This is a genomic window from Isoptericola variabilis (genome assembly GCF_050311655.1).
In the GTDB taxonomy this organism is placed as follows: Bacteria; Actinomycetota; Actinomycetes; order Actinomycetales; family Cellulomonadaceae; genus Isoptericola; species Isoptericola variabilis.
This window is the reverse complement of the sequence record NZ_JBNOZM010000004.1, coordinates 1-26412: the sequence shown is the minus strand read 5'-3', so window position 1 is coordinate 26412 and position 26412 is coordinate 1. Positions and strand designations below refer to the sequence as shown.

The 26412-nt window shown below is 72.5% G+C and carries 21 protein-coding genes and 1 pseudogene; 2 read left to right on the top strand and 20 right to left on the bottom strand.

Annotated features, from left to right (window positions below; translation table 11 throughout):
* Positions 1 to 25 precede the first annotated feature (25 nt).
* Entirely contained in the window at positions 26 to 1888 is a 1863-nt protein-coding gene (gene ilvD / locus ACQP60_RS09875; RefSeq protein WP_429731481.1) for a dihydroxy-acid dehydratase, read from the bottom strand.
* Between the two features lie 272 nt (positions 1889 to 2160).
* On the opposite strand from ilvD, the gene ACQP60_RS09870 reads away from it, so the two are divergent.
* Positions 2161 to 2727: a DoxX family protein gene (locus tag ACQP60_RS09870; protein WP_429731478.1), complete on the top strand. Its 567-nt coding sequence runs from the start codon at positions 2161 to 2163 to the stop codon at positions 2725 to 2727.
* Positions 2728 to 2772: 45 nt separating this feature from the next.
* Here the strand turns inward: ACQP60_RS09870 and ACQP60_RS09865 are convergent, their stop codons facing one another.
* The 15 genes and pseudogenes from ACQP60_RS09865 to ACQP60_RS09795 all read right to left on the bottom strand — a co-directional run bounded on the left by ACQP60_RS09865 (position 2773) and on the right by ACQP60_RS09795 (position 20820).
* On the bottom strand, positions 2773 to 4293 hold the full coding sequence (locus tag ACQP60_RS09865; protein ID WP_429731476.1) for a peptide MFS transporter: 1521 nt from the start codon (positions 4291 to 4293) through the stop codon (positions 2773 to 2775).
* 89 nt (positions 4294 to 4382) lie between these two features.
* The gene (locus tag ACQP60_RS09860) at positions 4383 to 5222 is read right to left on the bottom strand and encodes a bifunctional allantoicase/(S)-ureidoglycine aminohydrolase (protein WP_429731473.1); all 840 of its coding nucleotides are present in this window, start codon (positions 5220 to 5222) and stop codon (positions 4383 to 4385) included.
* A 186-nt stretch (positions 5223 to 5408) separates the two neighbouring features.
* Entirely contained in the window at positions 5409 to 5993 is a 585-nt protein-coding gene (locus tag ACQP60_RS09855; RefSeq protein WP_429731470.1) for a GNAT family N-acetyltransferase, read from the bottom strand.
* Positions 5993 to 7498, bottom strand: coding sequence for an Asp-tRNA(Asn)/Glu-tRNA(Gln) amidotransferase subunit GatB (gene gatB / locus ACQP60_RS09850; protein ID WP_429731467.1), 1506 nt, complete (start codon positions 7496 to 7498; stop codon positions 5993 to 5995). The genes ACQP60_RS09855 and gatB overlap by 1 nt, the downstream gene beginning before the upstream one ends.
* 23 nt (positions 7499 to 7521) lie before the next feature.
* Positions 7522 to 9027 (bottom strand): Asp-tRNA(Asn)/Glu-tRNA(Gln) amidotransferase subunit GatA, encoded by a 1506-nt coding sequence (gatA, locus tag ACQP60_RS09845; RefSeq protein ID WP_429731464.1) that lies wholly within the window; start codon positions 9025 to 9027, stop codon positions 7522 to 7524.
* A gap of 1 nt (position 9028) precedes the next feature.
* A complete protein-coding gene (gene gatC, locus ACQP60_RS09840) occupies positions 9029 to 9325 on the bottom strand; it encodes an Asp-tRNA(Asn)/Glu-tRNA(Gln) amidotransferase subunit GatC (RefSeq protein ID WP_429731461.1) in 297 nt (98 codons plus the stop codon).
* Between the two features lie 173 nt (positions 9326 to 9498).
* The gene (gene aceB, locus ACQP60_RS09835; protein ID WP_429731458.1) at positions 9499 to 11085 is read right to left on the bottom strand and encodes a malate synthase A; all 1587 of its coding nucleotides are present in this window, start codon (positions 11083 to 11085) and stop codon (positions 9499 to 9501) included.
* A 121-nt stretch (positions 11086 to 11206) separates the two neighbouring features.
* A complete protein-coding gene (bcp, locus tag ACQP60_RS09830) occupies positions 11207 to 11683 on the bottom strand; it encodes a thioredoxin-dependent thiol peroxidase (RefSeq protein ID WP_429731455.1) in 477 nt (158 codons plus the stop codon).
* Between the two features lie 60 nt (positions 11684 to 11743).
* Positions 11744 to 13075 (bottom strand): allantoinase AllB, encoded by a 1332-nt coding sequence (gene allB / locus ACQP60_RS09825; protein WP_429731453.1) that lies wholly within the window; start codon positions 13073 to 13075, stop codon positions 11744 to 11746.
* Positions 13072 to 14244: a glycerate kinase gene (locus ACQP60_RS09820; protein ID WP_429731450.1), complete on the bottom strand. Its 1173-nt coding sequence runs from the start codon at positions 14242 to 14244 to the stop codon at positions 13072 to 13074. The genes allB and ACQP60_RS09820 overlap by 4 nt, the downstream gene beginning before the upstream one ends.
* 84 nt (positions 14245 to 14328) lie before the next feature.
* Positions 14329 to 16116 carry a glyoxylate carboligase gene (gene gcl, locus ACQP60_RS09815; protein WP_429731447.1) on the bottom strand — a complete coding sequence of 596 codons (1788 nt, stop codon included), beginning with the start codon at positions 16114 to 16116 and terminating at the stop codon, positions 14329 to 14331.
* Positions 16117 to 16155: 39 nt separating this feature from the next.
* Positions 16156 to 17043: pseudogene (locus tag ACQP60_RS09810) on the bottom strand (2-hydroxy-3-oxopropionate reductase); the annotation flags it as partial.
* Positions 17044 to 17080: 37 nt separating this feature from the next.
* Positions 17081 to 17884, bottom strand: a complete 804-nt coding sequence (locus tag ACQP60_RS09805) for a hydroxypyruvate isomerase family protein (RefSeq protein WP_429732707.1) — start codon at positions 17882 to 17884, stop codon at positions 17081 to 17083.
* Between the two features lie 204 nt (positions 17885 to 18088).
* Positions 18089 to 19345 carry a DUF6986 family protein gene (locus ACQP60_RS09800; RefSeq protein WP_429731445.1) on the bottom strand — a complete coding sequence of 419 codons (1257 nt, stop codon included), beginning with the start codon at positions 19343 to 19345 and terminating at the stop codon, positions 18089 to 18091.
* The gene (locus tag ACQP60_RS09795; protein ID WP_429731443.1) at positions 19342 to 20820 is read right to left on the bottom strand and encodes an NAD-dependent malic enzyme; all 1479 of its coding nucleotides are present in this window, start codon (positions 20818 to 20820) and stop codon (positions 19342 to 19344) included. Before ACQP60_RS09795 ends, ACQP60_RS09800 begins: the two co-directional genes overlap by 4 nt.
* Positions 20821 to 20929: 109 nt before the next feature.
* Here ACQP60_RS09795 and ACQP60_RS09790 point away from each other — a divergent pair, with 109 nt between their 5' ends.
* Positions 20930 to 21682: an IclR family transcriptional regulator gene (locus tag ACQP60_RS09790; RefSeq protein ID WP_429731440.1), complete on the top strand. Its 753-nt coding sequence runs from the start codon at positions 20930 to 20932 to the stop codon at positions 21680 to 21682.
* A gap of 80 nt (positions 21683 to 21762) precedes the next feature.
* Here the strand turns inward: ACQP60_RS09790 and ACQP60_RS09785 are convergent, their stop codons facing one another.
* The 4 genes from ACQP60_RS09785 to uraD form a co-directional block, all read right to left on the bottom strand.
* Positions 21763 to 23469, bottom strand: coding sequence for a nucleobase:cation symporter-2 family protein (locus ACQP60_RS09785; protein WP_429731437.1), 1707 nt, complete (start codon positions 23467 to 23469; stop codon positions 21763 to 21765).
* Positions 23470 to 23524: 55 nt separating this feature from the next.
* Positions 23525 to 24469: a factor-independent urate hydroxylase gene (pucL, locus tag ACQP60_RS09780; protein ID WP_429731435.1), complete on the bottom strand. Its 945-nt coding sequence runs from the start codon at positions 24467 to 24469 to the stop codon at positions 23525 to 23527.
* Positions 24470 to 24601: 132 nt separating this feature from the next.
* A complete protein-coding gene (uraH, locus tag ACQP60_RS09775) occupies positions 24602 to 24940 on the bottom strand; it encodes a hydroxyisourate hydrolase (protein WP_429731432.1) in 339 nt (112 codons plus the stop codon).
* Positions 24937 to 25440, bottom strand: a complete 504-nt coding sequence (gene uraD, locus ACQP60_RS09770) for a 2-oxo-4-hydroxy-4-carboxy-5-ureidoimidazoline decarboxylase (protein ID WP_429731430.1) — start codon at positions 25438 to 25440, stop codon at positions 24937 to 24939. Before uraD ends, uraH begins: the two co-directional genes overlap by 4 nt.
* Positions 25441 to 26412 lie beyond the last annotated feature (972 nt).

Genomic DNA, 26412 nt, shown 5'->3' with positions numbered 1-26412 from the left:
GTCTCAGGAGCGGCCGTGACGCCCGTCAGCGGCGCGCGATGAGCGACACGTCGCGCACGGCCCCCCGGTCGGCCGACGTCGCCATCGCGGCGTACGCCTGCAGTGCAGGGGAGACGTAGCGGTCGCGGTTCAGCGGCTGCCACGGGTTCTCCCGCGCCTCCATCTTGGCCCGGCGCTCGGCGAGCACCTCGTCCGGCACGTTGACCCGGATGAGGCGGGTGTCGACGTCGATCTCGATCTCGTCGCCGTCCTCGATCAGGCCGATCGTGCCGCCCGCGGCCGCCTCGGGCGAGACGTGGCCCACCGAGATGCCGCTCGACCCGCCGGAGAACCGGCCGTCGGTGATGAGCGCGCAGACCTTGCCCAGCCCCCGGCCCTTGATGAACGACGTCGGGTAGAGCATCTCCTGCATGCCCGGGCCGCCGGACGGGCCCTCGTAGCGCACCACGACCACGTGGCCCGGCTGCACCTGCTTGGTGAGGATCTTCTCGACGGCGTCCTCCTGCGACTCGCACACGAGGGCCTTGCCCACGAAGTGGAAGACGTCGGGGTCGACGCCCGCCGTCTTGAAGACGGCGCCGTCCTCGGCCAGGTTGCCGCGCAGCACGGCCAGGCCGCCCTCCACGGTGTACGCGTGCTCGAGGTCGCGGATGCAGCCGTTCGCGGCGTCCGTGTCGAGGCTCTCCCAGACGTTCGACGTCGAGAACGCCTGCGTGGTGCGGACGCCGCCGGGCGCCGCGTGGAACAGCTCGACGGCCCGCTCGGTCGCCTTGCCGCCGCGCACGTCCCAGTCGTCCAGCCACCCGCGCAGCGTCGGGGAGTGCACCGACGTCACGTCGTGGTCCAGCAGGCCGGCGCGGTCGAGCTCGCCGAGCAGGGCGGGGATGCCGCCGGCCCGGTGCACGTCCTCCATGTGGAAGCTCGGGTGGTTCGGCGCCACCTTGCTCAGGCAGGGCACGCGGCGGCTGATCTGCTCGATGTCGGACAGGTCGAAGTCGACCTCGCCCTCCTGCGCCGCGGCGAGGATGTGCAGCACCGTGTTGGTGGAGCCGCCCATCGCGACGTCGAGCGCCATCGCGTTCGAGAACGCGGCCTTCGTCGCGATCGACCGGGGGGCGACGCTGTCGTCCTCGTCGTCGTAGTAACGCTTCGCCAGGTCGACGATGGTGCGGCCGGCCTCGAGGAAGAGCTCCTTGCGGGCGGCGTGCGTGGCCAGCGTGGAGCCGTTGCCCGGCAGCGACAGCCCGAGCGCCTCGGTGAGGCAGTTCATCGAGTTCGCGGTGAACATGCCGGAGCACGACCCGCAGGTCGGGCAGGCGTTCTCCTCGACCTGGGCGAGCGCGCCGTCGGAGACGTTGTCGTCGGCCGAGTAGTTGATCGCGTTGATGAGGTTGAGCGGGGTCTTCGCCACGCCGTCGGCCACGATCGCCTTGCCGGCCTCCATCGGGCCGCCCGACACGAAGATCACCGGGATGTTGAGGCGCAGCGCGGCGTTGAGCATGCCGGGCGTGATCTTGTCGCAGTTGGAGATGCACACGAGCGCGTCGGCGCAGTGCGCGTTGACCATGTACTCGACCGAGTCCGCGATGAGGTCGCGGCTGGGCAGCGAGTAGAGCATCCCGCCGTGGCCCATCGCGATGCCGTCGTCCACGGCGATCGTGTTGAACTCCTTCGCGACGCCGCCCGCCTCCTGGATCGCGGACGCCACGAGGTCGCCCATGTCCTTGAGGTGCACGTGGCCGGGGACGAACTGCGTGTACGAGTTCGCGATCGCGATGATCGGCTTGCCGAAGTCACCCGCTCCCATGCCGGTGGCGCGCCACAGCGCGCGGGCACCGGCCATGTTGCGGCCGTGGGTGGACGTCCGAGAGCGCAGGGGACGGCTCATGTCAGCTCCTTCGACGAGATCTGCCGCGCCGTCGCGGACGACGCGCACGAGCACGCTACGCCCGCCGTCCCGCATCGCGGGCATCCGTCCGCCCAGTGGTCGGTTTGCCTGCTGAAACGATCCGAAGGTCACGAAATGGTTGCGACGCGCCGGGAGACCTTGGCAGGTTGTCCCCGTTCATCAGCAATCCGTCCAAATCGGACGCACCGTCCCATGCCCATGCACGCACATCGCAGGCACCACGCAGCGCACCACGATCAGGGAGCTCACTCATGACCGCGACCGCCGCAGGCAGCACGACCGTCACCGACCACGCCAGCCACGAGGAGGACGCCGCACGCGTCGTCACCCGGCCCGGCGCCCGGCGCGCCCTCGCGCTGTGTCGCATCCTCCTGGCCGTGGTCTTCCTCTGGCCGGTGGCCGACAAGACCTTCGGCCTCGGGTACGCCACCCCGGGCGAGCGCGCCTGGATCGCCGGGAACTCGCCCACCGCGGGCTACCTGGGCTCGATCGAGAGCCCGCTGGCCGGCGGGTTCGCCGCGCTGAGCGGCCCCGCCGTCGACTGGCTGTTCATGCTCGGGATGCTCGGCACGGGGCTCGCGCTCCTGCTCGGCATCGGGCTGCGCGTCGCCGCCGTGGCGGGCGGGCTGCTCATGCTCTCCCTCTGGCTGTCGACCTGGCCGTTCGCCGCGGGCTCGCAGAACCCCCTCGTCGACCAGCACCTCGTCTACACCGCGCTGCTGGCGGCCCTCGCACTCACCCGCGCCGGCGACACCTGGGGGCTCGGCCGCGCCTGGGCGGCGTCGCCCGTGCCCGGCAGCGCGAGCTGGCTGCGCTGAGCCCGGGACGCCCCGGAGGAGCGGCGCACCCCGGCGCCGGCGCGGTCACGCCGCGCCGGCGCTGTGGGTACGCTCCAGCTCGTCGGCGTGACGGATGTGCCGCGTCACCCACGGCGCGAGCAGCAGCAGGATGCCCGCGAACGCGAGGGCCACGACGCCGATCCCGCCGAAGTAGGCGGTGTCCGAGACGCCCTCGGTCGCCTCGATCGTCTGCGCGGTGATCGCCTGGCCGGCCGCCGACGACAGGAACCACAGCGCCATCGCCTGGCCGCGGAACGCGCGCGGCGCCAGCAGGGTCGTCGCCGCGATGCCCACCGGCGACAGGCACAGCTCGCCGAGCGTCTGGATCACGTAGACGCTGATGAGCACCCACGGCGGGGCGAGCTCGTCGGCGAAGACGGCCGACATCCCCGCGAGGAACAGGAACGACAGCGCGGCGAGCGTCAGCCCCATGACGAACTTGTACGCCGTGGGCGGCCGGTCCCCCGTCTTCGTCCAGATCCAGGCGAACACCGGCGCCAGGATGATGATCGACGCCGGGTTGACCGACTGGAAGAACGCCGGCGACAGGTCGATGCCGAACAGGTCGAGCTGGGTGCGGTCGGCGGCGAAGGCCGCGAGCGTCGTCGCCGCCTGCTCGAAGATCATCCAGAACAGCATCGCCGCGACGAAGAGCGGCACGTACGCGACGACGCGCGGCCGCTCGGCCGCCGTCACGCGCTTCGACCGGTACATCACGACGAGCAGCACGACCGGGGTCACGAGGGCGAGGTACGACACGGCGTCGATGAACGTCTCGACGGCCCACCCGCCGGCGACGAGGGCGGCCAGCGCCGCCGCCACGACGATGGCGCCGACCACGTAGAGCCCGAGCCGCACGACGGCGGGGCGGTCCTCCGGCGCGATCGGGTTCGGCACGTCCGTCCCGGCGGCACCGAGGTACCGGTAGCCGCCGACGAAGAAGACGAGCGCGAACGCCATCCCGATCGCGGCCACCGCGAAGCCCGCGTGGTACCCCCACGCCTGCTCGACGACGCCCACGATCAGCGGGGAGAAGAACGAGCCGAGGTTGATCCCCATGTAGAAGATCGAGAACGCCGGGTCGCGACGCTCGTCGTCGCGCGAGTACAGCTCCCCCACCATCGACGACACGTTCGGCTTGAGCAGGCCGGTGCCGAACGCGACCAGGCCGATCCCCAGCATCGAGAAGCCGTACGTGGGCAGCGTGAGGGACGCGTGCCCGGCCGCGATGACGATGCCGCCGTAGAGCACGGCCCGCCGCGCCCCGATCACCCGGTCGGCGAGCCAGCCCCCGACCACCGACAGCAGGTAGACCGACGTGCCGTAGATCGAGACGAACGCGGCGCCGGTGGTGGCGTCCATCCCGAGGCCGCCGTTGGCCACCGTGTCGGTCAGGTAGTACAGCAGGATGGCGCGCATCCCGTAGTAGCTGAACCGCTCCCACAGCTCCGTGCCGGCCAGCGTCATGAGGCCGCGCGGGTGCCCGAAGAACGCGCGGTCGCCCTCGTGCTCCGGGTGCGACGGCGCCGCTGCCTGTTCGGTCATGCAAAAACTCTCGCACCGGCGGGAGACGACGGCGACCGGGCGCCCCGGGTCGGGGCGCCCGGTCGCCGGGTCGCGAGGTGGTGCCGCGGTCAGCGGCGGTCGAGCTTCACCTGACGGTTGACGTCCTTGTACAGGAGGTAGCGGAACGGCTTCGGGCCGCCGGCGTAGCAGGCCTGCGGGCAGAAGGCGCGGAGCCACATGAAGTCGCCCTCCTGCACCTCGACCCAGTCACCGTTGAGGCGGTAGACGGCCTTGCCCTCGAGCACGTACAGGCCGTGCTCCATGATGTGCGTCTCCGCGAAGGGGATGGAGCCGCCGGGCTGGAACGTCACGATGTTGACGTGCATGTCGTGCGCCAGGTCGTCGGGGTCGACGAAGCGCGTCGTGGCCCAGGCGCCGTCGGTGTCCGGCATGGGGCGCGGCTCGATGTCCTGCTCGCGGGTGACGAACGTCTTCGCCTCGTAGCCGTCGATGCGCTCGTAGACCTTGCGGACCCACTGGAACGCGGCCTTGGCGTCCGAGCGGTTGTGCAGCGACCACTCGTCGCCGGCGGCGAGGTAGGCGTAGCCGCCGGGCTCGAGCACGTGCTCCTCGCCCCTCACGGTGAGGGTCAGCGTGCCCTCGGTGACGAAGACGACCGACTGCACGGTGTCCTCGACCTCGCCGCGGTCGGCGCCGCCGCCCGGGGAGACCTCGACGACGTACTGCGCGAACGTGGTCGCGAAGCCCTCGACGGGGCGCGCCAGCACCCACAGGCGGGTCTTGTCCCAGCCGGGCAGGTTGGAGGTGACGATGTCGCGCAGCACCCCGCGCGGGATGACCGTGTACGCCTCCGTGACGATCGCCCGGTCCGTGAGCAGCTCCTCCTGCCCGGGCAGCCCGCCCTGCGGGGTGTAGTAGCGGGTGGTCTGCGGGCCTGGCTGGGTCATCGTCGCGCTCCTCGCTCGGCGGTCCGGCGGCCATGCCGGTTTCCGCGGATCGGAATTGAGATTCTGCTTTGCGAGATTAACGGTCGCCGGATCGACGGTCAAGCCGCCCACCCATCGTGCCCCGGCGCGACGACGCCGGCGCCCGCGCGTGCGGGACACCGGCGTGGCGTGCGGGGCCGGTGCGGCTCAGTCCGTGCCGGCCCCCGCGCGGAACTCGTCCTCGAGGATGCTCATGACGACGGCGTCCGCCCAGCCCTGCCCGTCGCGGAAGGCGTCGCGCAGGCGCCCCTCCTCGCGGAAGCCGAGCGAGTCGTACAGGGCGCGGGCCCGCGGGTTGATGCTGATCACCGCGAGGCTGACGCGGTGCAGCCCCGGGCCGGATGCGCCGTCGAACGCGAAGCTCAGCACCTCGCCGATGGCCTCCCGCCCGTACCCGCGGCCCCGGTAGTCGGGCATCATCCGCAGGCGCAGGTTCGCGGACCGCAGCTCGAGGTCCACGCGGTCGAGGGAGATCTCGCCGAGCAGGTCGTCGCTGACGAGCTCCCCGTCCCGCACGGCCGCCGACGTGATCGCCCAGTCGTACCGGCCGGGCAGGTCGGCCGCGCTCGCGGCCCAGGCGTCCACCTCGGCGCGGGACGACGCGGCGTTCGTGCCCATCCCCGTCAGCCGGCCGCCGTCCGGGTCGCGCAGCGACGCCCAGAGCCGATCGGCGTCCCGCGCCTCGATCGGGCGCAGGCGCACGAGCTCCCCGTGCAGGACGGGCGACCGCATCAGCCGATCCTCTCCAGCACCAGCTCCCGGACGCGCTTGGCGTCCGCCTGCCCCTTCGTCGCCTTCATCACGGCGCCGATGATGGCGCCGACCGGGCCCTGGTTGCCGCCGCGCACCTTCTCGACGATGTCGGGCTGGGCCGCGAGCGCCGCGTCGATGGCCTCCAGCAGCGGGCCGTCGTCGGACACGACCTCGAGGCCCCGGGCCACGACGACCGCCTCCGGGTCGCCCTCGCCGGCGAGCACGCCGTCGAGCACCTGCCGGGCGATCTTGTCGTTGATGCGGCCGGAGTCGACGAGCCGCTGGAGCTCGCCGATCTGCGCGGGCGTGATCGCGAGGTCGGCGAGCTCCACCTCGTCCTGCTTGGCGCGGCGGGCCAGCTCGCCCATCCACCACTTGCGGGCCGCGGCGGGCGTCGCGCCGGCGGCGACCGTGGCCTCGATGAGGTCGAGCGCGCCCGCGTTGACGACGTCGCGCATCTCCGCGTCCGCGAAGCCCCACTCGTCGTGCAGGCGGCGGCGCCGGGCCTGCGGCAGCTCGGGCAGCGTCGCGCGGATCTCCTCGACCCACTCGCGCGACGGCGCGACGGGCACGAGGTCGGGCTCCGGGAAGTACCGGTAGTCCTCGGCGTCGGACTTCACGCGGCCGGGCGACGTCGAGCCGTCCTCCTCGTGGAAGTGGCGCGTCTCCTGGATCACGGTCTCGCCCGCGTCGAGGATCGCCGCCTGGCGCGAGATCTCGTACCGCACGGCGCGCTCCACGGAGCGGAAGGAGTTGACGTTCTTCGTCTCCGTGCGCGTGCCGAGCGGCGAGTCGGGGGTCGCGCGCAGCGACAGGTTGACGTCGGCGCGGACGTTGCCGCGCTCCATGCGCGCCTCGGACACGTCCAGCACGCGGAAGATGTCGCGCAGGGCCTGCACGTAGGCGCGGGCCACCTCGGGGGCCCGCTCCCCCGCGCCGGTGATCGGCTTGGTGACGATCTCGACCAGCGGCACGCCGGCGCGGTTGTAGTCGACCAGCGAGTACTCGGCGCCGTGGATGCGGCCCGCGGAGCCGCCGACGTGCGTGTTCTTGCCGGCGTCCTCCTCCATGTGCGCGCGCTCGATCTCGACGCGGTGCACCGTGCCGTCCTCGAGCTCGACGTCGAGCCAGCCCTCGTAGGCGATCGGCTCGTCGTACTGCGACGTCTGGAAGTTCTTCGGCACGTCCGGGTAGAAGTAGTTCTTCCGCGCGAACCGGCAGCTCTCCGCGATCTGGCAGTTGAGCGCCAGGCCGATGCGGATCGCGTACTCGACGGCGGTGCCGTTGACGACGGGCAGCGCGCCCGGCAGGCCGAGGGACACCGGCGTGGTCTGGGTGTTCGGCTCGGCGCCGAACGACTGCTCGGCCGGGCAGAACATCTTGGTGCGGGTGCCGAGCTCGACGTGCACCTCGATGCCGATCACCGGGTCGTAGCGGCGCACGGCGTCGTCGTAGGAGACGAGAGCGGGGGTCGTGGTGGTCACAGTGAGGATCTCCTTCTCGTCCGTCAGCCCAGTCGCGGCGCGCTGTCGAGCAGCGGGGCGCCCCAGGTGGACTCGAGGGCCGACTCGAGCGCGGCGCCGACGCGGTAGAGGCGGTCGTCCGCCTTCGCGGGCGCGAGGATCTGGAACCCGACGGGCAGGCCGTCGTCGGACAGCCCGTTGGGCACCGAGATGCCCGGCACGCCGGCGAGGTTGGCCGGGATGGTCGCGACGTCGTTGAGGTACATCGCCAGCGGGTCGTCCAGCTTCTCCCCCAGCTTGAACGCCGTGGTGGGCGCCGTCGGGGAGACCAGCACGTCCGCCTGCGCGAACGCGGCGTCGAAGTCGCGCTGGATGAGCGTGCGGACCTTCTGCGCGCTGCCGTAGTAGGCGTCGTAGTAGCCGGCCGACAGGGCGTAGGTGCCGAGGACGACGCGGCGCTTGACCTCGTCGCCGAAGCCGGCGCCGCGGGTCGCGGCCATGACGCGCTCGGCGGTGACCGGGCCGTCGGTGGGCTCGACCCGCAGGCCGAAGCGCATGCCGTCGAACTTGGCGAGGTTGCTCGACGCCTCGGCGGGCATGATCAGGTAGTACGCGGCGAGCGCGTAGTCGAAGCTCGGGCACGAGACCTCGACGACCTCCGCCCCGGCCTTGGTCAGCAGCTCGAGCGACTCGTGGAACCGCGCGAGCACGCCGGGCTGGTAGCCCTCGCCCTGGAGCTGCGTCACCACGCCGACCTTGAGGCCGGAGAGGTCGCCCAGCGCGCCCTGGCGCGCGGCCTCGACCAGCGGCGGCAGCGGCTCGGGGATGGACGTCGAGTCGCGGGGGTCGTGACCGCCGATGAGCTCGTGCAGCAGCGCCGAGTCGAGCACGGTGCGGGTGACGGGGCCGGCCTGGTCGAGCGACGAGGCCATGGCGATGAGCCCGTAGCGCGACACGCCGCCGTAGGTGGGCTTCACGCCGACGGTGCCGGTGACGGCGCCGGGCTGGCGGATCGAGCCGCCGGTGTCGGTGCCGATCGCGAGCGGGGCCTCGAACGCCGCGACGGCCGCGGCGGAGCCGCCGCCCGAGCCGCCGGGGATGCGGTCGAGGTCCCACGGGTTGTGGGTGTTGCCGAACGCGGAGTGCTCCGTGGAGGAGCCCATCGCGAACTCGTCCATGTTCGTCTTGCCGAGGATCGGCAGCCCCGCGGCGCGGATCTTCTCGACGAGGGTCGCGTCGTACGGCGGGATCCAGCCCTCGAGGATCTTGGAGCCGGCCGTGGAGGGCAGGCCCTTCGTCACGACGACGTCCTTGACGGCGATCGGCACGCCGGCCAGCGGGTGCAGCTCCTCGCCGGCGGCGCGGCGGGCGTCGACGTCGGCGGCCGTGGCCAGCGCGTCGTCGGAGCTCACGTGCAAGAACGCGTGCACGTCGCCGTCGACGGCAGCGATGCGGTCGAGGTGGGCGCGGGTGGCCTCGACGCTCGAGGCCTCCTTGCGCGCGAGGGTCTCGGCGAGCTCCGCCGCGCTGAGGCGGGTCAGGTCCGTCATCTCACTCCTCCCCGAGGATCTGCGGGACGGCGAAGCGCCCGTCCTGCGCGTCCGGCGCGGCGGCCAGCACGTCGGCCACGGGCAGCGCCGGCTGGGGCACGTCCTCGCGGAACACGTTCGTCAGGGGCAGCGGGTGGCTGGTGGCCGGCACGTCGGGGGTCGCGACCTCGCGCACGCGGGCGATGGAGTCGACGATGACGTCGAGCTCGCCGGCGAGCCGGTCGACCTCGTCGTCGCGCAGGTCGATCCGGGCCAGGGCGGCGACGCGCGCGACCTCGTCTCGGGAGATGGTGGACATGGCCGCCAGTCTAGTGGGCGGCACATGTCCGGGAGGTTGTCTCCACGTCACGCTGGGGACGACGGTGCAGACGGCGAGACGGCCGGGACCACGCCGCACATGGACGTGGTCCCGACCGTCTCCGGTCCGGCGGTGCTCGGCGCCCCCGTCGCAGCCGAGCGTGCCGGGTTTCCTCAGTCCATCCGCTCGTAGGCGGCCGTCGTGAGGAAGTCGACGTACTCGTCGGCGACGGCCACGTCCATGAACGTGGCGCGCGCCTCGTCGTAGGCGGCGGCGCCGCCCGGGAGCTTCGCCACCTCCTCCTCGACGATGCGGTCGACGAGCTCTCGCGTCACCTTCTCGCCGGTGTCGGCGAGGACGACGTCGTTGTGCAGCCACTGCCACACCTGGGACCGGGAGATCTCCGCGGTCGCGGCGTCCTCCATGAGGCCGAAGATGGCGACGGCGCCGAGGCCGCCCAGCCACGCCTGGAGGTACTGGATGCCGACGGAGACGTTGTTGCGCAGGCCGGCCTCGGTGACGGTGCCGGGCGTCTTGTCGACCGACAGCAGGTCGGCGGCCGTGACGCTCACGTCCTCGCGCTTGCGGTCGATCTGGTTCGGCCGGTCGCCGAGCACCGCGGTGAAGGCCTCCTTGCAGGTGGCGACCATGCCGGGGTGCGCCACCCAGGAGCCGTCGAAGCCGTCGCCGGCCTCGCGCGCCTTGTCCGCGCTCACCTTGGCGTAGGCCTGCTCGTTGGCCGCGGCGTCCTTGCTCGGGATGAACGCGGCCATGCCGCCGACCGCGTGCGCGCCGCGCTTGTGGCAGGTGCGGACCAGCAGCTCGGTGTAGGCCCGCATGAACGGCACCGTCATGGTGATCTGGTTGCGGTCGGGCAGCAGGAACTCCGACCCGCGGGTCCGGAAGTTCTTCACCACCGAGAACAGGTAGTCCCAGCGGCCGGCGTTGAGCCCGGCCGAGTGCTCGCGCAGCTCGTAGAGGATCTCCTCCATCTCGAACGCGGCCGGGATGGTCTCGATGAGCACGGTGGCGCGGATCGTGCCGCGCGGGATGCCGAGCGCGTCCTGCGCGAGGACGAACGCGTCGTTCCACAGCCGCGCCTCGAGGTGGGACTCCATCTTCGGCAGGTAGAAGTACGGCCCGAGGCCCTTCTCGATCTGCCGCAGGCCCGCCGTCGCGACGTAGAGCGCGAAGTCGACCAGCGAGCCGGAGGTCTCCTGGCCGTCGACGAGGACGTGCTTCTCGTTCATGTGCCACCCGCGGGGGCGCATGATGATGGTCGCGAGCTCGTCGTCCGGCTTCAGCTCGTAGCGCTTGCCGGCCTCGTTGGTGAAGTCGATGGTGCGGTTGATCGCGTCGAGCAGGTTGAGCTGGCCGCCGACCACGCTGCGCCACTGCGGCGTGTTGGCGTCCTCCTGGTCCGCGAGCCAGCACTTCGCGCCCGAGTTGAGCGCGTTGATGGTCATCTTGCGGTCGGTCGGGCCGGTGATCTCCACGCGACGGTCGACCAGCCCGGGGGCCGGCTCCGCGACCTGCCAGGAGTCGTCGGCCCGGATGTGCGCGGTCTCCGGCAGGAAGTCGAGCGTGCCGCCGTCGGCCAGCGCCTGGCGGCGACGCTGCCGCGCCTCCAGGAGCTCGAGGCGACGGGCGCCGAGCTCGCGCTGCAGGGTCACGATGAGGTCGAGCGCAGCCGGGGTGAGCACCTCGGTGTCGCGCTCACCGATCTCGGCGGTGATGGTCAGGCCGTCGGGGAGCTCCACGACAGTCCCTCCTTGTTCTCGTTCTACGGGGGTGTGCTGCAGCCGTGCGGTCGTTGCACAGCGGAATTCGTATTACGCCTTGCGGAATCCTGTCAGGCCGACCCTACCGGGTCGCCGATGCTCAGGCACCCACGAGCTGCGCGCGCAGCGCGGCCACGTGCCCGGTGGCCTCGACGTCGTACTCGGCGGACCGCAGGGTCCCGTCCGGCTCGACGACGAACGTGCAGCGGTGCACCCCGTCGAACGTCCGGTCGCCGATCGTCTTCGGGCCCCAGGTGCCGTAGGCGTCCGCCACGGCGTGGTCCGCGTCGCTCAGCAGGGGGAAGGTCAGGTGCTCGGCCTCCACGAAGGCGCGGATGTCCTCGACCGGGTCCGCGGAGACCCCGACGACGGCGTACCCGGCCCCTGCGAGCGACGCGAGGTTGTCGCGGAAGTCGCAGGCCTCCGTGGTGCACCCGGGGGTGCCCGCCTTCGGGTAGAAGTACACGACCACGCCCTTGTCGGCGCCGGCTCGGACGTCCGCGAGGGAGACCGGCGTGCCGGCGGAGTCGGGCAGGGTGAAGTCGGGGGCGGTGTCGCCCGGCTGGAGTCGCGTCATCGTGCTGGTCCTGTTCGTTCTTCTCGGTGACGGGGAACCGCGGGGGGCCGGCCCTGGGGCTCAGGCCTCGCCGCGGCGCAGCAGGGTGCCGGTGGGCTCGTCGCCCACGGGACGCCCGCGCAGCAGCGTGCGTCGCACGACACCCGTGAGATCACGGCCGGCGTACGGCGTGACCGGGTTCTTGTGGTGGAGGCGGGCCGGGTCGACGACGAAGGTCGCGTCGGGCGCGAAGACGGCGAGGTCCGCGTCCTTGCCGACGGCGATGCCGCCCTTGCGCTCCAGGCCGACCAGCGCGGCCGGGCCCGCGGACATCCAGCCGACGATCTCGGCGAGCGGGACCTCGCGCCGGCGCGCCTCGGTCCAGACGACGGCGAGGCCGAGCTGCAGCGACGCGACGCCGCCCCACGCCTCGGCGAAGTCGCCCGAGGCCGGCTGCTTGAGCTCGGCCGTCGCGGGCGAGTGGTCGGTGACGACGACGTCGATGAGGCCCTCGCGCAGGCCCTGCCACAGGCGGTCCTGGTTGTCCTGCTCGCGGATCGGCGGGCAGCACTTGTAGGCCGTCGCGCCGTCGGGCACGTGGTCCGCGTCCAGGGACAGGTAGTGCGGGCAGGTCTCGACCGTGAGGCGCACGCCCTCGGCGCGGGCGGCCGCGATCATCGGGAGCGAGTCCGCGTCGGACAGGTGCAGCACGTGCGCGCGGGCGCCGGTGTCGCGGGCCGCGTCGATCAGCGCGGCGATCGCCGTCGACTCGGCCTTGGCCGGGCGGGAGGCGAGGAAGCTCTTGTAGGCGGGGCCCGGCTCCTGCGGGGCGTCCTCGAGCGTGCCCGGGTCCTCCGCGTGCACGATCATCATCCCGCCGAACGACGTGAGCTCCGCGAGGTCGGCGCGCAGCTCCGCGTCCTCCAGGTGGCCGAACTCGGGCACGCCCGAGTCGGCGAGGAAGCACTTGAAACCGAACACCCCCGCGTCGTGCAGGGGGCGCAGGTCGGCCGTGTTGCCCGGCACCGCGCCTCCCCAGAAGCCGACGTCGACGAACGCCTGGTCCACCGCCCGCTGCTTCTTCACCTCGAGGTTCGCGACCGAGGTGGTGGGCGGCAGCGAGTTGAGCGGCATGTCGACGATGGTCGTGACCCCGCCGGCGGCCGCGGCGCGGGTGGCGGTGGCGAAGCCCTCCCACTCGGTGCGGCCGGGCTCGTTGACGTGCACGTGCGAGTCGACGAGGCCGGGCAGCAGCACCTCGTCCTCGGCGAGCTCCAGCATCTCGGCGCCGGCGAGTCCGGTGCCGAGCGGCACGACGGCGGCGATCCGGCCGTCGGTCACGCCCACCTCGACCGCGCGCTCCCCCTCAGGGGTGACGGCGCGGGCGGCGCGGACGATGAGGTCGTGGGTCATGCGTTCTCCAAGGTGTTGAGGGCCGGCAGGTGGTCGGCCAGCCGCGCGGCGAGGGTCTCGAGCAGGGGCCCGGCCTCGGCGATGCAGCGGGCGATGTCCGGCTCGACGTCGGTGAGGGCGTGCACGGCGGAGATGCCTGCGGCGGCCGCCTGCTCCGGGCTGAGGGTGGTGCGTCCGCACACGGCGACCGTGGGGACGCCGGCGGCCGCGGCGGCGGCAGCCACCCCGACCGGCGTCTTGCCGTGCAGCGACTGCCGGTCGAGGCTGCCCTCCCCCGTGACGACCAGGTCGACACCGTCGAGCCGGTCGGCGAAGCCCGTGAGCGCCAGCACCTCCTCGACGCCGGGGCGGCGCTCGGCGCCGAGCAGCAGGCAGGCGAAGCCGACGCCGCCGGCCGCGCCCGCGCCGGGCTCGTCGGCGTACCCGCGGGCGCCGGTCACGCCGACCGTGGCGAGCACGTCGACCCACGTCGCCAGGCCCAGCTCGAGCTCGGCCACGGTCGCCGGGTCCGCCCCCTTCTGCGGCCCGTACACCGCGGCCGCGCCGCGCTCGCCGAGCAGCGGGTTGTCCACGTCGCTCGCGAGCACGATCTCCGTCTCGGCGAGCGCCGGGTGCAGGCCGGCGAGGTCGACGTCGGTCAGCTCGTGCAGGTGGCCGCCGCCGTCGGCGACGTCCCCCGCTCCCGACGCGAGCCGCGCGCCCAGCGCGGCCAGCATGCCCGCGCCCCCGTCGGTGCTGGCGGAGCCGCCCACCCCGACGACGATCTCCCGCGCCCCGGCGTCCAGGGCGTGCGCGATGACCTCGCCCAGACCGCGCGACGTCGCCGCCAGCGCGGTCTGCCGGTCGGGGGCGACCATCGCGAGCCCGCTCACGGCCGCCATCTCGACGACGGCCGTGCCACCACGCCGGGCGTACCGGGTGGCGACCGGCTCCCCGAGGGGACCGGTCGCCACCAGGTCCACCGCGGCGTACCCGGCGGCGAGGGCCGCCTCGAGGGTGCCCTCGCCGCCGTCGGCCACGGGGAGCTCGCAGGTGACGACGCCGGGCACGGCCCGCCGAAGGCCGGCCGCCAGGTGGGCGGCCACCTCCCCCGCGGTCAGCGAACCCTTGAACTTGTCCGGGGCGAGCAGCACGCGTGCCCTTGAGGCCGTCGTGGTCGTCGTGGTCATCGTCGCCGCACCTCCCCGTCCCTCGCTGCTCGTCGTCATCGTCTCTCCCGTCGCCGTCGTCGGGTACTGCTCAGCCGGTCGCGCTCAGTCGAGCAGCGCGATCGCCGTGGGCGAGTCCTCGGCCGAGATGGCCAGGTCCTCGAACTCGTTGACGCCGTTGAGCTCGGCGCCCATCGCGATGTTGGTCACGCGCTCGAGGATGACCTCGACCACCACGGGGACGCGGAACTCCGCCGTCATGGCCTGCGCCTTGGCGAACGCGGCGCCCAGGTCCTCCGGGTCCGTGACGCGGATCGCCTTGCAGCCGAGCGCCTCGGCCACCTTGACGTGATCCACGCCGTAGCCCTCCGGCTCGCCGTCACCGGTCGACATGTTGATGTTCTCGAACGCCAGGGACACGTGGTAGTCCATGTCGAACGCGCGCTGCGACTGGCGGATCAGGCCCAGGTACGCGTTGTTCACCACGACGTGCACGTAGGGCAGGTGGTGCTGCGCGCCCACCGCGAGCTCCTCCAGCATGAACTGGAAGTCGTAGTCGCCGGACAGCGCGACCACGTTGCCCGCGGGCAGCGCCCGCGAGACGCCGAGCGCGGCCGGGCCCGTCCAGCCCAGCGGGCCCGCCTGGCCGGCGTTGATCCAGTGCCGCGGGTGGTAGGTGTGCAGCAGCTGCGCGCCGGCGATCTGCGACAGGCCGATCGTGGTGACGTAGACCGTGTCGCGGCCGAAGGCCTTGTTCATCTCCTCGTACACGCGCTGCGGCTTGATCGGGACCTCGGTGAAGTGCGTCTTGCGCTGCAGCTTCCCCTTGCGCTCCTGCGCGGACGCCGCCCACGCGGAGTAGTCCTTCACCTGGCCGGCGGCCTTGCGCTCGGCGGCGACCTCGAGCGCGGTGCGCAGGAACGAGCCTGCGTCGGAGACCACGCCGTAGTCGGGCGCGAACACACGGCCGATCTGGGTGGGCTCGATGTCGACGTGCACGAAGGTGCGGCCCTCGGTGTAGGTCGTCAGGCCGCCGGTGTGGCGGTTGGCCCACCGGTTGCCGATGCCGATCACGAAGTCCGACTCCAGGAACGTCGCGTTCCCGTAGCGGTGCGACGTCTGGATGCCGACCATGCCCGCGGTCAGCGGGTGGTCGTCGGGGATCGCGCCCCAGCCCATGAGCGTCGGGACGACCGGCACGCCCAGCGTCTCGGCGAGCTCGACCAGCTCGGCCTCCGCGCCGGCGTTGATGATGCCGCCGCCGGCCACGATGAGCGGGCGCTCCGCGGCCAGCAGCATGTCGATCGCCTTGGCGACCTGCTCGCGGGTGGCCTGCGGGCGCTCCACGGGCAGCGGCTCGTAGGTCTCCGGGTCGAACTCGATCTCCGTCATCTGCACGTCGATCGGCAGGTCGATGAGCACCGGGCCGGGACGGCCGGACCGCATCAGCTGGAACGCGCGCTGGAAGACGCCCGGCACCTGCGACGCCTCGAGGACCGTCTTCGCCAGCTTGGTGACCGGTGCGGCGATCGACGCGATGTCGACGGCCTGGAAGTCCTCCTTGTCGAGCTTGGCCACCGGGGCCTGGCCCGTGATGCACAGCATCGGGATCGAGTCGGCCCACGCGGCGTACAGGCCGGTGATCATGTCGGTGCCCGCCGGGCCCGACGTGCCGATGCAGATGCCGATGTTGCCGCGCTCGGCGCGCGAGTAGCCGTCGGCCATGTGCGACGCGCCCTCGACGTGCCGGGCGAGCACGTGGTGGATGCCGCCGTGCTGGCGCATGGCGTCGTAGAACGGGTTGATGGCGGCGCCGGGGAGGCCGAAGGCCTCGGTGGCACCCTCCTTCGCCAGGATGGCGACCGCGGCGTCGACCGCGCGCATGCGGGGCATGGTGCTCTCCTTCGAGTCTTCTGGGTCGTTTCGGGGCGGTCAGTCGCGACCGGACAGGCGCGCGATCGCGTTGAACAGGCCGGAGTGGTCCAGCGACCCGTCGCCCTCGGCGCGGGCCGCGGCCATGAGCTGCGCGACGACGGCCCCGACGGGGGCGACGACGCCCTGCTCGCGGGCGGCGGACGTGAAGATGCCCAGGTCCTTGTGGTGCAGGTCGATGCGGAAGCCGGGGGCGAACTCGCGGCCCAGCATCTTCTCGGCCTTCTGGTTGAGCACGGCGGAGCCGGCGAGGCCGCCGCCGAGGACCTTGACGGCCGCCTCGGTGTCGACGCCGAACGCCTCGAGGAAGATCACGGCCTCGGCGAGCAGCGCGATGTTGCCGGCGACGATGAGCTGGTTGGCGGCCTTGACCGTCTGGCCGGAGCCCGAGGGGCCCACGTGCACGACGGTCTTGCCGACCGCGTCGAACACGTCGGACGCCGCGGCGAAGTCCTCGGCGGAGCCGCCGACCATGATGGACAGCGCGGCGTTCTTCGCACCCGCCTCGCCACCGGAGACCGGCGCGTCGAGGTAGCGGAAGCCCGCGGCCTTCGCCTGCTCGGCCAGCTCGGCCGTCACGTCGGGGCGGATGGACGAGAAGTCGATGATCAGCGTGCCCGGCTGCGCGTTGGCGAAGACGCCCTCGTCGCCGACCAGGACGCCCTCGACGTCAGGGGAGTCCGGGACCATGACGGCCACGACGTCCGCGGCCTTGACGGCCTCCGCGACGGACGAGGCGGCGGTGCCGCCCGCCTCGACGAGGGGCTGGGCCTTGGCGGCCGTGCGGTTGTAGCCGACGACGGAGTGCCCGGCGTTCTGGAGGTGGACGGCCATCGGGCTGCCCATGATGCCGAGGCCGATGAAGGCGATGGTGCTCATGATCGTGTCCCTTTCGGAAGGTGCGGGTCGCTGCGGTGCGGAGCGCTCAGCGCGCGGAGCGCTCGGCGCGGGGCAGCCAGGCGAACGGGTCGGCGTCGGCCGTCTTGTACTCGAGGCCGACGGGGCCGGCGTAGCCGGCGGCGCGGAGGTCGCCGATCCAGCGCTGGATCGGCAGGTCTCCGCTGCCCGGGGCGCCGCGGCCCGGGGCGTCGGCGATCTGCACGTGGGCGATGCGGTCGCCGTAGGTCTTGAGGTCGAGGTCGACGTCGGAGCCGTTGACCGACAGGTGGTAGACGTCGAACAGCAGGCCGAGGTTGGTCGCACCGTGCTCGTCGCGCACCCGGTCGAGGACGGCGACGGCGTCGGCCGACGTCTTCAGCGGGTAGGTGGGGGTGCCGGAGACCGGCTCCAGCAGCACCGTGCCGCCGATCCGCTCGACCGCCCGGGCGGCCAGCGCGAGGTTCTCGGCCCCGAGCGCGTCCTGCGCGGCCGGGTCCTCGCCGTCGACGCGGTTGCCGTACAGCGCGTTGAACGCGCGGCAGCCGGTGCGCTCGCCGATGCGGGCGACGACGTCGAGGTTCGCGCGCAGGTCGGCCGAGCGCGCGGGCCACGAGACGAGGCCGCGGTCGCCGCCCGGCATGTTGCCGGCGTCGAAGTTCAGGCCGGTGAGCTGCACGCCGGCGTCGGCCAGGGCCCCGACGAACGCGTCGATCTCGTCGGCCGCGGGCGTCGGGGTGGCGAAGGGCCACCAGAACTCGACGCCGTCGAAGCCGGCCGCCTTCGCGGCCGCCGGACGCTCCAGGAGCGGCAGGTCCGTGAGGAGGATCGAGCAGTTCACGGTGTAGGGGATCTGGTCCGTCATCGCTGACTCGCTTTCGCCAGATGGAAGATTGGTTCCTTGTTGTGAAAACGCTACGCCGCGTTCGCGGGTTCGGTCAACCCCCGCCGGGGGCCGTCCCGCAGTGCGGTCGTGACGCCGCGCACACGACGACGGCCCGGCAGGACGTCGTCCTGCCGGGCCGTCGTGGCCGTGCGCTGCGCGGATGCCCGGGCGTCAGCCCCCGAGCGGACGCGTGACGATCGCCGTGAGCTCGGCGGGCCGCAGGCCGGTGCGCTCGAGGATCTCGTCGGCACCCAGGGCGCCGCAGTCGACGCCACGCTTGAGGTACCAGGCGAGCGCCTTGGCGGTGGCCGGCTCGTCGAGCACCGCCCCCTCCACCTCGTTCACGTAGTTCGACAGCCGCTCGGCGGCCGACTCGAAGCCCTCGCGGTAGAACGCGTACGTCGCCGCGAACCGGCTCGGGAGCTGGGCCGGGTGCAGGTCCCAGCCCTGGTAGAAGCCGCGCTCGAGCGAGCGGCGCACGAGGCGACCGTGGTTCGCCCACGCGGCGCGCACCTGGGCGTCGTCGCCGACCGGCAGCACGTTCGTCGAGCCGTCGGACAGGCGGACGCCGGTCCCCGCGGCCGCGAGCTGCATGACCTCCTTGGCGAGGTCCGCCGCCGGGTGCTCCATCGACTGGTACGCCGCGGCGATGCCGAGCGACGCCGAGTAGTCGTACGTGCCGTAGTGCAGCCCGCTCACCCGGCCGGCCCCCGCGTGGATCATCCGTGCGACGGTCGCGGTGCCGGCGGAGTCGAGGATCGACTGCGGCGTCTCGACCTGCACCTCGAAGCGCAGGCGCCCCGCCGGGAGGCCGTTCGCCTCCTCGAGCCGCTCGCAGACCGCGACCATCGCCTCGACCTGGACGACGCCGGTCACCTTCGGCAGGGTCAGCACGAGCCCGTCCGGCAGGTCCCCCGACGCCGCGAGCGTGCTGACGAACACGTCCAGCGTGCGCAGGCCGCGGGCCCTCGTCGGCCGCTCGAAGCACTTGAAGCGGATGCCGACGAACGGCGTCGCTCCCCCGGCGTCGAGCTCGGCACGCAGCGCGGCGGCCGCGGCGGCCGCCACCTCGTCCTCCTCGGCGTCCGGGTGCGTGCCGTACCCGTCCTCGAGGTCGATGCGCAGGTCCTCGATCGGCTCGGCGGCGAGCTTGCGCTCCACCTGGGCCGCGACGGCCTCGCGCAGGTCCTCCCGCACGCCGACGGCGTCCAGCAGCGCGTCCGTGCCCTGCGCCTCGACGGCCGCGAGGGCCTGGGCCCCCCAGTCCCGCGCGAGCCCGGCCACGTACCGGTGCGCGGGGACGTACACGGTGTGCACGGGCTGGCGCGAGCCGTCGTCGCCCGGGTACGCCCGCTCGAGGTGGGCGTCGTGCGCGGCGAGCCGGCGCTCGACGTCGTCGAGCGCCGCCTGGTCGAGCGAGGCCTTCATCGGGCCACCGCCACGCTCTCCGCGTGCAGGGCGCGCCCCAGGTGCTGGGCCAGGTGCTCGGCGTCGTCGGCGCGGTGCTCCGCGACCGGGACCTCCTTGAGCCCCTCGGCCCGGACGGCGTCCGCGACGGCCTCGGCGACCCGGCTGTCGAACACGCCGGGGATGATGAAGGCGGAGTTGAGCTCGTCCTCGCTCACCACCGACGAGATCGCGACGGCCGCGACGCGCAGCATCTCGTCGGTGATCTGCGTGGCGCCCGCGTCCAGCAGGCCGCGGAACAGCCCCGGGAACGCCAGCACGTTGTTGATCTGGTTCGGGTAGTCGCTGCGGCCCGTCGCCACGACGGCGGCCGTCTCGCCCGCGGCGATCGGGTCGACCTCGGGCGTCGGGTTGGCGAGGGCGAACACGATCGCGCCCTCGTTCATCGTCGCGACGTCCGCGCCCGTGAGGATGTTGCCGGCCGAGACGCCGACGAAGACGTCGGCCCCGACGAGGCCCTCCTTGAGGGTGCCGGTGAACCCGGACGGGTTGGTGTTCTCGACGATCCAGGTGCGGTTCTCGTCGTCGCCCGCCGACTCGGGCGTGAGCGCCCCGTGCCGGTCGAAGCCGATGATGTCCTTCGCGCCCTGGGCGAGCAGCAGTCGGATGATGGCCGATCCCGCGGCACCGACGCCGGAGACCGCGATGCGGACGTCCTCGATCTTCTTGTTCACGACCTTGAGCGCGTTGATGAGCGCCGCGAGCACCACGATGGCGGTGCCGTGCTGGTCGTCGTGGAAGACGGGGATGTCCAGCTCCTCGCGCAGGCGCTTCTCGATCTCGAAGCAGCGGGGCGCGGAGATGTCCTCGAGGTTCACGCCGCCGAAGCCGGGGGCGATCGCCTTGACGGTGCGGATGATCTCCTCGGTGTCCGTCGTGTCGAGGGCGAGGGGCCAGGCGTCGACGTCGGCGAACTGCTTGAAGAGCGCCGCCTTGCCCTCCATCACCGGCATGGCGGCCTCGGGGCCGATGTCGCCGAGGCCGAGGACGGCGGTGCCGTCGGTGACGACGGCGACCGTGTTGCGCTTGATGGTGAGGCGGCGCGCGTCCTCCGGGCGGTCGGCGATCGCGAGGCAGACGCGGGCGACGCCCGGCGTGTAGGCCCGCGAGAGGTCGCGGCGCGTCTTGAGCGGCACCTTGGGGGCGACCGAGATCTTGCCGCCGAGGTGCATGAGGAAGGTCGAGTCCGACATCTTCAGCACGCGCACGCCCTCGAGGGCGTCCAGGGCCTCGACGATCCGCTCGCCGTGCTCGGCGTCCACGGTGTCGCAGGTGACGTCGACGACGATCGTGTCGGCGTGCGACTGGGCGATGTCGACGCCCATCACCGAGCCGCCGGCCGTCGCGATCTCGTGGACGATCTCGCTCGTCGCGCGCTGCGAGGCGGGCGCCTCGACGCGCAGGGTGATCGTGTAGCTGGGGCTGGGCATCGCCATGGCCTGGGTTTCCTTTCGTGGCACTGATGACATGAAGTTTCGAGATGTGGAAGGATGGTTTCTAGAACCGGGACCGGTTCGTGAGGCTTTGCGAAGGGGGACACGACCCATGGCGAACGGCACCGGAGTCCAGTCGGTGGACCGGGCGATCGACCTGCTCGAGATCATGACCGACCTCGGTGGGGACGCGGCGCTCAGCGAGCTGGCGGCCGCCGCCGGTCTCCCGCTCCCCACGATCCACCGGCTGATGCGGACGCTCGTCGGCCGCGGCTACGCCCGCCAGCTCCCGAACCGCCGCTACACCCTGGGCCCCCGCTTGATCCGGCTCGGCGAGAGCGCCGGCCGCCAGCTCGGCGCCAGCGCCCGCCCGCACCTCGAGCGCCTCGCCCGCGAGCTCGGCGAGAGCGCCAACCTCGCGATGATCGACCGCGACATGGTGGTGTACGTCGCCCAGGCGTCCTCGTCCCACTCGATGCGGATGTTCACCGAGGTGGGACGGCGCGTCTACACGCACTGCACCGGCGTCGGCAAGATGGTGCTCGCCGAGCTGCCGGACCAGACGATCCGCGACATCGTCGGTCGCGTCGGGATGCCGCCCGCCACCGACCTGTCGATCACGGACGTGGACGACCTCCTCAAGGAGATCGGCACGATCCGCGAGCAGGGCTACGCCGTCGACGACGGCGAGCAGGAGATCGGTGTGCGGTGCTTCGCCGTCCCGGTGAAGGACGCGCCGACCCCGACCGCGCTCTCGGTGTCCGGGCCCGCGGCCCGCGTGACCTACGAGTTCGGCGAGGCCGCGCTCCCCCTGCTGCACGAGGTGGCCGACACCATCTCGAAGGAGCTGCTCTCCGCGGCCTGACGGCGCGCGGCGACCCGATGCGGGGCGCGAGGCGGGGTCCCCGCCTCGCGCCCTGCGTCGTGCCGGGGCGGGCATCGTGGTCACCCGTCGCCCGGCTCGGTGGCGCCCGCAGGCACCAGCTCCGGGTGGCTGTCCGTCGGGCGCTCCCCCGCCGGGTCGGCGTCGGGGCGGCGGGCCGCGACCGCGTCGCGCGCCCCTCCACGGATCTGGAGCACGTCCGGCACGCCGTCGGCGTCCAGGTCGATCGCCGACACGCAGCCCGACCGGCGGCCGTGACCGTGGCGCACCCGCGCCCGCACGTCCGCGTTGAGGCGGGCGCGGCGACGCTCCTCCTGACGCTCGGCGTCCAGCCGGGCGAAGTACTCCGCCCGGCGCTGCTCCTGCTCCTCCGTCACGACGAGGCGTGCCGAGGAGCCCGCGGTGAACACCGACGGGTCCTTGGACCGCCGGCCCCAGCGGATCTCGTTGAAGACGAGGTTGAGCAGGACGGCGACGACGGCGGCGGCCGCGATCCCGGAGTGGAAGATCATGCCCACCCAGGTCGGGAACTGGTCGTAGAAGTCCGGCACGGCGATCGGGATGATGCCGAACCCGAGGGCCACCGCGACGAGCGTGAGGTTGAGGTTGCCCTCGTACTCGACGCGCGACAGCGTGCGGATCCCCGACACGGCCACCGACCCGAACAGGACGATGCCGGCGCCGCCCAGCACGGGCGACGGGATCGCCGCGACGACCTGCCCCAGCACCGGGAAGAGCCCCAGCACGAACAGGACCCCACCGCCCGCCGCGACAGCGAACCGCGAGCGGATACCGGTGATCGCCACCAGGCCGACGTTCTGCGCGAACGCCGACGCCGGGAACGAGTTGAGGAACGGCGCGACGAGGGTCGCGGCCATGTCGGCCCGCAGGCCGTCGCCCACCCGCTTCGCGTCCACCTTGGTGTCGAGCACCTCGCCGATGGCGATGAGGTCGGCCGTCGTCTCGGTCATGATCACGAGGATGACGATCGTCATCGAGATGATCGCGCCGATCTCGAACACCGGGGCGCCGAACGCGAACGGCGTCGGCAGCGCGAACGCCGCCCCCTCGCCGACCCCCGAGAAGTCCGCGAGGCCGAGCGGCACCGCCGCCACGGTCCCGAGGATGATGCCGAACAGGATGGACAGCCGCGAGATCGTGCCCTGCAGGAACCGGCTGAGCGCCAGCACCACGACCAGCGTGCCGAGCGCCAGCGCGATGTTGGGCACCGAGCCCCAGTCCGCCGCCTCCTCGTCGCCGCCCATCATCCAGCCGGCCGCCGTCGGCAGCAGCGAGACGCCGATGATCGTGATGATGGTGCCCGTCACGACCGGCGGGAAGAACCGCACGACCTGCGCGAAGAACGGGCTGATCGCCAGGCCGATGACGGCGGCGACGATGATGGCGCCGAAGACGGCGGGGAGCCCGCCGTCCCCGCTCGCCACCGCGACCATGGTGGACACGGTGGCGAACGAGATGCCCTGGACGAGCGGGAGCTGCGACCCGAAGAAGCGGATGCCGAGCGTCTGGAGCGCGGTGGCCAGGCCGCTGACGAGCAGCGCGGCCGAGACCAGGACGCCGATCTCCGCCCCGGTCAGTCCCGCCGCCTGCCCGACGATGATCGGCGGCGCGATGACGCCGCCGTACATCGTCATGATGTGCTGCAGGCCGTAGAGGAAGGTCTTGCCGAGCGGGTAGCGCTCGTCCTCCGGTCGACCGCGCTGCGACGTGCCGGTCGTGGCCGCCGCGTCGATGGTCGTCGTGCTCATCTCGATGCTCCTTCGAACCGACTGCACGGTGCCTCGCTGCTCCGAGGGACCAGGATCAGCAGAACCCCGTGACGGTGGCCCACGCGCGCGGCTCGGAGTCGGCGCCCTCCCGCTTCACCTCCGCCTCGATCTTCCCGTAGGGGCGGTCGGCGACGTAGAAGACCTCGTTCGGGTTCTCCAGGCCGAAGGGCTCGAAGTCCACGACGAAGTGGTGCAGGTTCGGCATCGAGAACTTGATCTCGCCGATCTCCGGGTGCGCCTCGAGCACCCGCTTACCCATCTGGTAGAGCGTCTGCTGCAGCGCGAGCGAGTGCACGTCGGCGAACGTCTCGAGCAGGATGCGACGCACGTCGTCGTAGACGGCGTTGAAGTCGATGTCCAGCGAGGTGTAGCGCCAGCGGGCGGTCACCGACGTCGCGAGGATGCGGTCGGTGGTCTCCTGCAGGGTGGTGTACCGGTCCTTCGGGAAGCCGTGGAACTCGGACCCCGTGGACTTGAGGACCTTGAGGTCCTCCAGGCCGGAGACGACGAAGACCTCGTCGCCCTCGCGCTGGACCACGGTCGTGCGGGTCTCCGTGCCGCCCTTGACGAACGCGTGGTCGTGCTCGCCGTCGGTCACGTGGTTGGTGAGGGACGAGGGGATGTGCTCCCAGGTGTACTCCTTGGCCTCCCAGCGGCCGCCCTCGATCCAGTCGAAGCTCGAGAGGAAGTGCTCGCCGAGGCGCAGCGCGAACTCCTCGGGCGACGCGATGCCGTCCTTCGCGAGGGCGAAGACCGTGTTCTTCTGGGTGTCCGTCGGGACGACGCGCCCCTGGTCGCCGTCGATGTGCGCGGCGGAGAAGTCGCCCCGCAGCTGCGAGGTCACCGAGAGCTCGGTGATGCGGTGGCGCGCCTGGTCGCGGTCGACCTTCATGACGCGGACCTCGGCCTTGCCGTACTGGTTGTCGCCCAGCACGATCGTGCCCGTGCTGACCTGGGCGTCGGTGGCGGTGGCGGTCATTGCTGACTCCTTCATCTGTTGTTGCGTTGCCCGGGACCGCCCACGATGGCGGCCCCCGATACGTCTCCGGTGACGATGACGCACGCCGCGGCGCCAGTGCCGCGGCCTGTGATGGTGGGTCGGGACGACCCGTCAGCTCCCGCGGTACGTGGAGTACGCGAAGGGGCTGAGCAGACAGGGCACGTGATAGTGGTCGCGCCCGGCTTCGACGGTGAAGTCGATGGTGATCGACGGGTAGAAGGTCGCGACGCCCTGCGCCGCGAAGTAGTCGCCCGTCGCGAAGGTCACGCGGTAGGTGCCCGGCTCGAGGGCCTCCGGGCCCAGGTCCTTGACCCGGCCGTCGGCGTCGGTCGTGGCGTCGGCGAGGCGCGTGGCGCTGTCCGCGTCGACGCTCCACAGGGAGACGCCCACGCCGGCCGCCGGCAGCCCGGAGACGGCGTCGAGCACGTGGGTGGTGATGTGCGAGGTCATGAGAGCTCTCCTTCCAGCCGCAGCACGGCGATCTCCCGCAGCTGCTGGCCGGCGATGCGTCGCTCGGTGGCGGGATCGTTCCCCAGGCGCTCCTCGAGCGAGGCGAGGATCTCCTCGGCGGTGCGGCCCGCGGCCCGGATGAGGAAGACGTGGCCGAACCGGTCCTCGTAGGCGCGGTTGCCGGCCCGCAGCCGCTCCTCGACGGAGCCGCTGAGGTCGCCGAGCCCGGCCTGCTCCCGACGCGAGTGCGCCGCGTCCGCATCGTCCCCGGAGGCGCGCTCGCCGATACGGGGGTGGCGGGCGAGCGCGGAGTCGATCTCCTCCTCGCTCCAGGGGTCTGCCACGGAGCGCGCCGCTGCGAGTGCCGCCTCGATGTCCGCGTACGGACGCCCGGCGACCACCTCGTCGGCCCATCGCGTCACGTCGGCGCACGAGAGCACCCGAGCGCGAGCGGCATCGACGTCCGCCGCGTTGAAGGCCTCGAGACCTGCACTCACCATCGAGCGATCCTCCTTCGATGAATTCCGCCCACCGGAAGCGGGTTTCCGTTCAGTGAAGTCTCGCCCTCGGCGCGGTGCCATGTCAAGTGAGTCTGCGCTCAGTGCGGGCCCGTCGCACGGCTCCAGCCGAACACACCCGAGGCAACCCGTCATCTCCCCAGGTCAGCGCACTGAGGTCACGTCCACACCCGCACGTGAAGACCCTGCGAAGAGTGCATCCGGAGCGCTGCCCACGGCTCGAGGCCGCGCGTCCCGCACGGGCCCGCCCCTCGGCGCCAGGCCGGACACCGCATCCGCGAGTGCACATGTGGGTCGAGTCCGTCGCGTGTGCCTGGTGGCAGAGCCCCGTCACGGAGCGCAGGTGCGGGCAGCGCGCGCCCGGGCGATGGCGCGATGTCGAGCCCCAGGCCAGCGCCGGCCCGCGCCGGGATCAGGGAACGCGCGTGCCGCGTGCCGGGGACGCGCGCAGCGCGCTCCGGGAAGGCGGGCGCCGGCGATGGGGTGCGGCCGCGGCGGTCCCGAAACTGTGCCTGGGGTCCTGGTCCTCGTGACCGCGCGGGGTGCGGTAGCGGGGCCTTGCTAGGTGCGATGTCCGTCGGCGGGGCGCAGCGAAGGGGCGCGCCTCAGGTCGCAGCGGTCGGTTGGCCGATACAGGTCCCATCGAGGTCGGCGGGCCTCGGATCGCAGCGGTCTGTCTGCCGATACAGGTGCGATCGAGGTGGGCGCGCCTCAGCTCGTGGCGGTCGTGTGGCCGACGAGCGGCGGTGCCCGTGCCCGGGTGGCTGCAGTGCCCGGTACCAGTGAGGTGCGTGGTGCCCGGCGAGGGTGTCGTCCGTGCCTCGAGGGGGTGTGCGTCGCCCGCGCCCGGCGTCGGTGCCTCTGCGCGCCTGGTGGTGGGTATGCGAAAGGCCCACCCCGGGGTGGGGTGGGCCTTTCGTGAATGGGTGTCCGGCGGCGTCCTACTCTCCCACC

What these genes read in the sequence shown, in the direction of transcription:
- gcl (WP_429731447.1), bottom strand. Translation starts at nt 16,116, where the DNA reads ATGCCCCGCATGCGCGCGGTCGACGCCGCGGTCGCCATCCTGGCGAAG.
- gatC (WP_429731461.1), bottom strand. Translation starts at nt 9,325, where the DNA reads ATGTCCACCATCTCCCGAGACGAGGTCGCGCGCGTCGCCGCCCTGGCC.
- uraD (WP_429731430.1), bottom strand. Translation starts at nt 25,440, where the DNA reads ATGGTGAGTGCAGGTCTCGAGGCCTTCAACGCGGCGGACGTCGATGCC.
- ACQP60_RS09865 (WP_429731476.1), bottom strand. Translation starts at nt 4,293, where the DNA reads ATGACCGAACAGGCAGCGGCGCCGTCGCACCCGGAGCACGAGGGCGAC.
- ACQP60_RS09820 (WP_429731450.1), bottom strand. Translation starts at nt 14,244, where the DNA reads ATGACCACGACGACCACGACGGCCTCAAGGGCACGCGTGCTGCTCGCC.
- ilvD (WP_429731481.1), bottom strand. Translation starts at nt 1,888, where the DNA reads ATGAGCCGTCCCCTGCGCTCTCGGACGTCCACCCACGGCCGCAACATG.
- ACQP60_RS09785 (WP_429731437.1), bottom strand. Translation starts at nt 23,469, where the DNA reads ATGAGCACGACGACCATCGACGCGGCGGCCACGACCGGCACGTCGCAG.
- allB (WP_429731453.1), bottom strand. Translation starts at nt 13,075, where the DNA reads ATGACCCACGACCTCATCGTCCGCGCCGCCCGCGCCGTCACCCCTGAG.
- uraH (WP_429731432.1), bottom strand. Translation starts at nt 24,940, where the DNA reads ATGACCTCGCACATCACCACCCACGTGCTCGACGCCGTCTCCGGGCTG.
- ACQP60_RS09790 (WP_429731440.1), top strand. Translation starts at nt 20,930, where the DNA reads ATGGCGAACGGCACCGGAGTCCAGTCGGTGGACCGGGCGATCGACCTG.
- ACQP60_RS09800 (WP_429731445.1), bottom strand. Translation starts at nt 19,345, where the DNA reads ATGAAGGCCTCGCTCGACCAGGCGGCGCTCGACGACGTCGAGCGCCGG.
- bcp (WP_429731455.1), bottom strand. Translation starts at nt 11,683, where the DNA reads ATGACGCGACTCCAGCCGGGCGACACCGCCCCCGACTTCACCCTGCCC.
- ACQP60_RS09870 (WP_429731478.1), top strand. Translation starts at nt 2,161, where the DNA reads ATGACCGCGACCGCCGCAGGCAGCACGACCGTCACCGACCACGCCAGC.
- ACQP60_RS09855 (WP_429731470.1), bottom strand. Translation starts at nt 5,993, where the DNA reads ATGCGGTCGCCCGTCCTGCACGGGGAGCTCGTGCGCCTGCGCCCGATC.
- ACQP60_RS09860 (WP_429731473.1), bottom strand. Translation starts at nt 5,222, where the DNA reads ATGACCCAGCCAGGCCCGCAGACCACCCGCTACTACACCCCGCAGGGC.
- pucL (WP_429731435.1), bottom strand. Translation starts at nt 24,469, where the DNA reads ATGACCGCCACCGCCACCGACGCCCAGGTCAGCACGGGCACGATCGTG.
- ACQP60_RS09795 (WP_429731443.1), bottom strand. Translation starts at nt 20,820, where the DNA reads ATGGCGATGCCCAGCCCCAGCTACACGATCACCCTGCGCGTCGAGGCG.
- gatA (WP_429731464.1), bottom strand. Translation starts at nt 9,027, where the DNA reads ATGACGGACCTGACCCGCCTCAGCGCGGCGGAGCTCGCCGAGACCCTC.